1 pseudogene is annotated in these 799 nt (G+C 33.8%); it reads left to right on the top strand.

From position 1 onward, the window contains the following. Positions 1-799: pseudogene (locus tag AB3H93_RS14135) on the top strand (hypothetical protein); the annotation flags it as partial.

Raw genomic sequence — 799 nt, 5'->3', positions numbered from 1 at the left:
ACATTATCAACTTTCAAAGAATCAACCGACAGCTCCAGAAAAACTACATACAATAGCAAATGAAGTGGTGGATTTAGACCTTAATATAGACCAGAAACAAGAGCTTATAAGTACGCTTCCTATGTCAAAATCAGATAGAGACAAACTTCGGAATATATTCCAAAGTAATGCAATAAATGATAAGGCAGTACCCCTAGTGGTTAAAATAATAAAAGACGATTATCAACTTTCAAATAGTCAATTTACAGCTCCAAAGGTTTTACATGAAATAGCCGTTACCATTGAGAATAGTGTACTTGATCCAAATTATAGGAAAAAAGTTCCTGAAGCTCTTGGCATGAGAAGAGAAGATGAAAAAACACTTCGAGATATGATCAGCGAAAGCCTGAAACAGCAACCCAAAAAATTACAAGAAAATAAGACAGACACTAAAATAAATGGGAAGACTATAGATCAAGTGCAGACTGAAAACATGATATTGTTATCTGATGCAATGAACGCAGCATTGGGACTTAAAGCGAACAAAAAGGTAGACCCGGAAACGCTATCTATGATGGCCGAATTTATTGTTAACAGTAGCCTTGATAAACTCTCTCAACGCAATTTAGTTGATGAGATTTTGATTACTAAAGAAGATAAAAATAACCTTATCAAAATAATGAAAGAAAAAACAGCGTTGCTGAACAGGGCGTATGGAACTTCACAAGAACCAGCTAAAACAAACCTAAACTCAACAAATCAAGTTTCATTGAGTGAAAGACTAAATAATTCAGATTTAAAACCAAAAACTCTACTAAAT

This window comes from Enterococcus sp. C74 (assembly GCF_040887125.1).
GTDB lineage: Bacteria > Bacillota > Bacilli > Lactobacillales > Enterococcaceae > Enterococcus_B > Enterococcus_B hirae.
Note: the sequence above shows the minus strand (reverse complement) of the source record. Positions and strands in the feature narration are given on the sequence as shown.